The 5,928-nt window shown below is 49.2% G+C and carries 6 protein-coding genes; all 6 read left to right on the plus strand.

Translation table 11 applies throughout. The features are described 5' to 3' along the window. Nucleotides 1-207: 207 nt before the first annotated feature. The 6 genes from ACKTSG_RS13445 to trpS all read left to right on the plus strand — a co-directional run bounded on the left by ACKTSG_RS13445 (nucleotide 208) and on the right by trpS (nucleotide 5,260). Nucleotides 208-645, plus strand: coding sequence for a transporter substrate-binding domain-containing protein (locus ACKTSG_RS13445; RefSeq protein ID WP_407895494.1), 438 nt, complete (start codon nucleotides 208-210; stop codon nucleotides 643-645). Nucleotides 646-657: 12 nt separating this feature from the next. Then, complete coding sequence (locus ACKTSG_RS13450; protein WP_407895487.1) at nucleotides 658-1,305, plus strand: amidohydrolase; 648 nt, start codon at nucleotides 658-660, stop codon at nucleotides 1,303-1,305. Between the two features lie 18 nt (nucleotides 1,306-1,323). Further along, nucleotides 1,324-1,803: a M20/M25/M40 family metallo-hydrolase gene (locus tag ACKTSG_RS13455; protein WP_407895489.1), complete on the plus strand. Its 480-nt coding sequence runs from the start codon at nucleotides 1,324-1,326 to the stop codon at nucleotides 1,801-1,803. A gap of 1 nt (nucleotide 1,804) precedes the next feature. Further along, on the plus strand, nucleotides 1,805-3,076 hold the full coding sequence (locus ACKTSG_RS13460) for an O-acetylhomoserine aminocarboxypropyltransferase/cysteine synthase family protein (protein WP_407895491.1): 1,272 nt from the start codon (nucleotides 1,805-1,807) through the stop codon (nucleotides 3,074-3,076). A 10-nt stretch (nucleotides 3,077-3,086) separates the two neighbouring features. Further along, the gene (locus ACKTSG_RS13465; RefSeq protein WP_056963642.1) at nucleotides 3,087-3,977 is read left to right on the plus strand and encodes a glutathione S-transferase C-terminal domain-containing protein; all 891 of its coding nucleotides are present in this window, start codon (nucleotides 3,087-3,089) and stop codon (nucleotides 3,975-3,977) included. Between the two features lie 266 nt (nucleotides 3,978-4,243). Beyond that, nucleotides 4,244-5,260 (plus strand): tryptophan--tRNA ligase, encoded by a 1,017-nt coding sequence (trpS, locus tag ACKTSG_RS13470; RefSeq protein WP_125710667.1) that lies wholly within the window; start codon nucleotides 4,244-4,246, stop codon nucleotides 5,258-5,260. Nucleotides 5,261-5,928 lie beyond the last annotated feature (668 nt).

Below are 5,928 nucleotides of genomic sequence, written 5' to 3' on the forward strand. Positions count from 1 at the left end.
GGTTAAAGTTGAGATGGTGTGAAGCCTCGCTTTCGTGATGGTTTTCGTTGACTCAACCTTAGCATATAGGCGCACCCAATGGGTGAAACACCAAAGCAGCGCAGTCCCGTGTGAATCGTGGGATTGCGCTGCTTTTTTGAGATTCTATGAATAATCCAGGACTTATTCTCTAAGCCGGTTTTCATCGTCAAGAAGTCTAATAACAAGATCAAATCCTTCAATTCCGCAGCTGGGCACACCACCGTTGCCCAAGTCGGCACTGGCTTCTCACTTGAATTAGAAGCTTACAACAAGACCCACAAGAAGAACCCGATCAAGATTACTTATGTCAAAGACTATCATGATCTGCAAGATATTTCGCAAGGTAAGTATGACTTTGCCTACACCGATTTATCCATGTACAAAGCCGAACAAAAGCAATACAAGATCAACGACGTGAAAGCCGTCAAGTTAACCAATGGCAAAGGTGGCACCAAGTTCAATCAACCTTACACTTACGTCGTCTTTGGGAAAACAGCCAAAGACAAGAAGTTCCAAAAAGCCGTCAACAAAGAACTGGTCAAGTTAGCCAAAGATGGCACCTTAACCAAGATCTCCAAGAAGTATCTCGGTGCTAATTACGTCCCTGCAGTATTGAAGAATTAAAGAAGGCAAAGTATGACAGCAGATATCGATCCCACCCTTGAACAACAATTGATTGCTTGGCGCCATGATTTTCATCAACATCCAGAATTGGCCAACCACGAAGTCCGCACCTCCCAAAAGATTCGCGAGATTTTAACCAACTGGGGCATTAAAATACTACCCACTCACTTGGCCACTGGCGTTTTTGCGGAAATCGGCAGTGACAATCCTGGCAAAACCTTAGGCTTACGCGCTGACATCGACGCTTTGCCGATTCAAGAAGAAACAGGCCTGCCTTTTGCGTCTGTCAATGAAGGCGTGATGCATGCTTGCGGGCATGATACCCATATCGCGGCATTGCTCGGCGGTGCATACCTATTGAAACAACACGAAGCCGAACTCAAAGGTAAGGTGCGCTTGTTGTTTCAATTATCTGAAGAAGATCAAGAAGGGGCTTTGCAAATCATCGACGACGGCCAGTTAAACGGCGTTGATGCCGTGTTAGGCTTTCACAACGCGCCCTTTCATCCTGTCGGTGAACTGGCAGTGCATGCTGGTATCTCCAGCGGGGCAATCGATAAATTCAAAGTCACGTTAACTGGCGTTGGGACGCATGCCTCCGCCCCGCAAAACGGCACCGATCCAATTCCTGCGTTAGGCGCAGAAATCACGGCTTTATAAAGCATTGTCGCGCGCAATGTGGCGCCATTTAAGGCTGGTGTTTTAAGTATCACCCATATCATTGCCGGCACCACTTGGAACATTTTGCCGGAAACGGCTTGGTTTGAAGGAACGGTGCGCACAGCGGATAAACAAGTCCGGGCGTTAATCAAGCAGCGGTTCTTTACGGTCGTGGAAAACACGGCGGCGGCCTTTGGGGTCAAGGCAGACATCGATTGGTATGACGGCGATCCGTCAGTGGACAATGATCCGAAGTTAACGGCCATTGTTCAAAATGAATCGCAAAGCTTCACCACTAGCTATGAAGAAGAACCAGCTTTAGGGTCTGACGACTTCGCTTGCTTACAAGCCAAAGTCCCAGGTGTCTACGCCAAACTCGGCAACGGCGGCAATGTCGCCAACCACAACCCGCGCTACATCGCCGAAGATGGCGTGGTGGCAGTTGGCGCACGGTTCTTCTATAAAAATTCAGTGCGGTTATTAAAGGAGTTGCAGTAACATGGCGGAACAATTTGAAACGCGGCGTTTGCATGCTGGGTACGATCCAGCTAAACATGGGCATTCCCCATTAGTGCCGATTTATCAAACTGCGGCGTTTGCCATGACTGATCCTAACGGTGCTAATCCAGAAGGGTTTGTGTATTCGCGGGTGGGCAATCCCACCGTTGAAGCATTTGAAAACCGCATTTGTGACCTTGCTGGCGGCGTCACTGCCACAGCAGTCGCCAGTGGCATGGCGGCGATCACCGATACACTGCTCAATGTGGCCGAAGGCGGCGGTCGCATCATCGCCCCAAGCAATATTTATGGCGCGGGTTTGGATGAAATGAATTCGTTGTTGCCGAAATTTGGTATTGAAACGGATTTTGTCCAAGATATCAATGACTTTGCTGCCGTTGAAGCGTTGATCACCCCTGAAACTAAGGCGATTTATACCGAATCCGTGGCCAATCCTAGCACCGCGATCGCCGACATTGAAGGCTTGGCGGCGTTGGCGCACAAGCATCATGTGCCGTTGATTGTGGATAACACGTTCCCGACGCCTTATCTGTTTCGGCCGCTGGAACATGGCGCGGATATCGATGTGTATTCCTCAACTAAAGCCATCAACGGCCACGGCAATGTGGTGTCTGGCATTGTGGTTGACAGGGGGCATTTTGACTGGGATCAAGCGCGCTTTCCGCAATTTCATGAAAAAGAGCTGATCTTACCAGATGCTGAAGGCGAACCCCAAACTTTCGTCGAAGCCTTCGGCAATGCAGCGTTTGGCCATCGCATCCGACTGAAATATGTGCGCTTGTTTGGCGCAGTGATGAGTCCTTTTGATGCATACTTGGCGCTGTTGGGGATCGATACGATCGCTGAGCGCCTAGACAAAGAAGTGCACAATGCGGTGAAAGTGGCGCAATATCTGACCACCAATCCGCATGTCACCGCCGTGCATTATGCCGGCTTGCATCCGGAAGATCCGCTGGTCAAGCGCTACTTCCCTAAAGGCGTCGGCGCGATTTTCAGTTTTGAACTGGCGGCCACGGAAGCCCAAGTGGACAAATTGTTACTCAGCACTAAAGTCTTTACCTATTTACCTAACGTTGGGGATTCGCGGTCGTTGATCGTCAACCCTAGGCGCGTGACCCACCGCGAAGTGCCAGTGCGCTTCCGCGATGAACAAGGGTTAACGGCTAACTTGGTGCGCTTGTCGATCGGTTTAGAAGACGCGGATGATTTGATCGCAGATTTGGATCAAGCTATCGCGCAGGCGTTTGAATAGGAGGCAGCAAATGAGCAATTCAGCTTGTGCTTGGCAACCAGGCAAGAAGCCGGCGGCAACTAAGGAACCGGCCAGCATCAATCAGCGCTTTTCCACCGGGGAGCTACCGGTTGAAGCGGACCGTTATCGCCTGGTGTGGGGCCGCTTTTGCCCATGGGCGACGCAATCGGCCATCGCCATTGATTTATTGAAGCTGCCGATTTCCAAAGGCGCGATTTATCCTTATCGGCGTGAGACTTTAGACACCGATTGGGTGTTTGGCCCGGACGATTCCGTCATCGATCCCGTGTTAAAAATCGCCCGCGTATCGCAAGCTTACCAGAAGGCAATACCGGATTTCGCTGGCCGCTCGACAGTGCCTGCGTTAGTCGATATTCAAACTGGGGCGGTGGTCAACAACGACGCCAATGTCTTGTTGAATGAACTGACCCAAGCATGGGGCGATACCAGCTTGAATCAGCCAGATGAAGCGGCGTTTGATGCGCGGCTTCTCGCGCAGGTCAACCAAGCGCCTGGGGCGATTCTCGACACCACTAGCCAAGCGGACTACGACACCAAAGCCAAAGCGTTCTTTGATACCTTGGCGGCGTTAAATGCCCGCTTGATCGAACATCCGTATATCTTTGGCGAGCAGCTGACCCAAGCGGATATCCGTTTGTTTGTCACCTTAGTGCGCTTCGATCTGGTGTATTCGCAACAAAATAAGCTGAATTACCGCCGATTAGTCGACTATCCACAGCTGTGGGCTTATGCCAAACGCCTGTATCAAATTCCAGCATTTCATGACAATACGGACTTTGATGCGATTTTGGCGCATTTTTATCAAGTCTCCGACGCGCCAGTCACCGACTTTGATCGCGTGACGCCATATACGGATCGCCAAGCGGCTTGGCAAGATTGACATCGCCTTAAAAGTTCACTATCATAAGCGTAACGTCAAAGCTTGCGATGGTAGTGTCAATTTGCTGGTGCACAGAGAACTCTTGTGACTGAAAAAAGAGTCACCAGCTGACATGATTTGGCTCGCAAGGGACAATCGGTGTACGCGCCTTAAGCGATTTGAGAGGTCTCAAAAATAATTTTTGAGGCAAGTTAGGTGGTACCGCGCTCAGCCGTCCTATGTTTAACGACATTTGGACGGCTTTTTTATATTCAGGAGGAAATAACATGGCAAAACATACCTTTTTAACTGGGGATCGCCCCACTGGCCGCTTGCATATCGGCCACTACATCGGCAGTTTGCAAAACCGCGTGGCCTTGCAAAATTCAGGCGATTACAACAACTTTGTGATGATCGCTGATACTCAGGCTTTGACGGATAACGCCAACAACCCAGAAAAAATCCGCAACTCCCTGATGGAAGTGGCTTTGGATTACTTGGCTGTGGGCATTGATCCCAAGAAAACCACGATTTTAGTGCAATCTGCGATTCCAGCCTTGTCTGAGCTGACCATGTACTATTTGGACTTGGTCACCGTTGCGCGCTTGAACCGCAACCCAACCGTGAAAACTGAAATCAAACAAAAGGCGTTCGGCGAATCCGTACCTGCCGGCTTCTTCGTTTACCCAGTCTCACAAGCGGCTGACATCACTGCTTTTAAAGCGGACACCGTGCCAGTTGGGGATGATCAAGAACCGATGTTGGAACAAACGCGTGAAATCGTGCGCACCTTCAACCGGACTTACAATGCTGACGTTTTAGTCGAACCAGAAGGCTACTTCCCACCTAAAGGCTCTGGTCGTTTGCCTGGCATCGATGGCAACGCCAAAATGTCCAAGTCTTTAGGCAACGGCATTTATTTAGCCGACGACGCTGACACCGTGCAAAAGAAAATCATGTCCATGTACACCGATCCGAACCACATTCATGTTTCAGATCCTGGTCAAGTGGAAGGCAACGTTGTGTTCACGTATTTGGATATTTTTGATCCTGATAAGCAACACGTCGCTGACCTCAAAGCCGAATACCAACATGGTGGCTTAGGTGATGTGAAGATCAAGCGTTACTTAAACGACGTCATGGATGCAGTGCTTTCACCTATTCGTAACCGTCGTTTGGAATACGCTAAAGACATGGCTTCTGTGCAACAGATTTTGATCGATGGCACGGCACATGCCAATGAAGTGGCTAATCAAACCTTACAAGAAGTGCGCGACGCCATTGGCTTCAACTACTTCAAATAATTGCGTTGCGTTTCGTGACATCGATGCCTAGCGACCCGAGAAGCTGTGAGCGGCTATACTCAAAATTCAACCAGTGATGGTCTATGAAATGACCAACGCTAAGCCCATCTGATGGCAGTGAATCGTTGTGAGTAATGAAATAGATCCAAGTGGCTGAGACATAAAGCGAACTTAGCATAGAGTAGAAGGCGCCTGACGAGTAAATCCCGAACTTAGGATTTGCTTGGCAGGCGCCTTTTACGCAAATGCGTTGCTTTATGGCTCATACAATCGTGCAATTGTCGGGTTTATTTTGTTGTCTTTAATGATATCTTGGTCACTTGGATCTATTTATTTTAAAGTGAATTCTGAATAATTAGACCTGGATTATTCATAGAATTTCAAAAAAGCAGCGCAATCCCATGATTCACACGGGACTGCGCTGCTTTGGTGTTTCACCCATTGGGTGCGCCTATATGCTAAGGTTAAGTCGACAAAAACCATCACGAAAGCGAGGCTTCACACCATCTCAACTTTAACCAGCTTATCCCTGCAATGCAATACCAATGTGACTGTGACCGCCGACGGCGGTCAACTTTCAAATGACGCCGGGCTCGTTTTGTTCCAAGAGTTTCTTCATCGTATCAACTTTAGGCAACTTGCCAATCAGTGCCTCAAGTTACCAGACC

The organism is Lacticaseibacillus salsurae, assembly GCF_045862175.1.
Lineage (GTDB): Bacteria > Bacillota > Bacilli > Lactobacillales > Lactobacillaceae > Lacticaseibacillus > Lacticaseibacillus salsurae.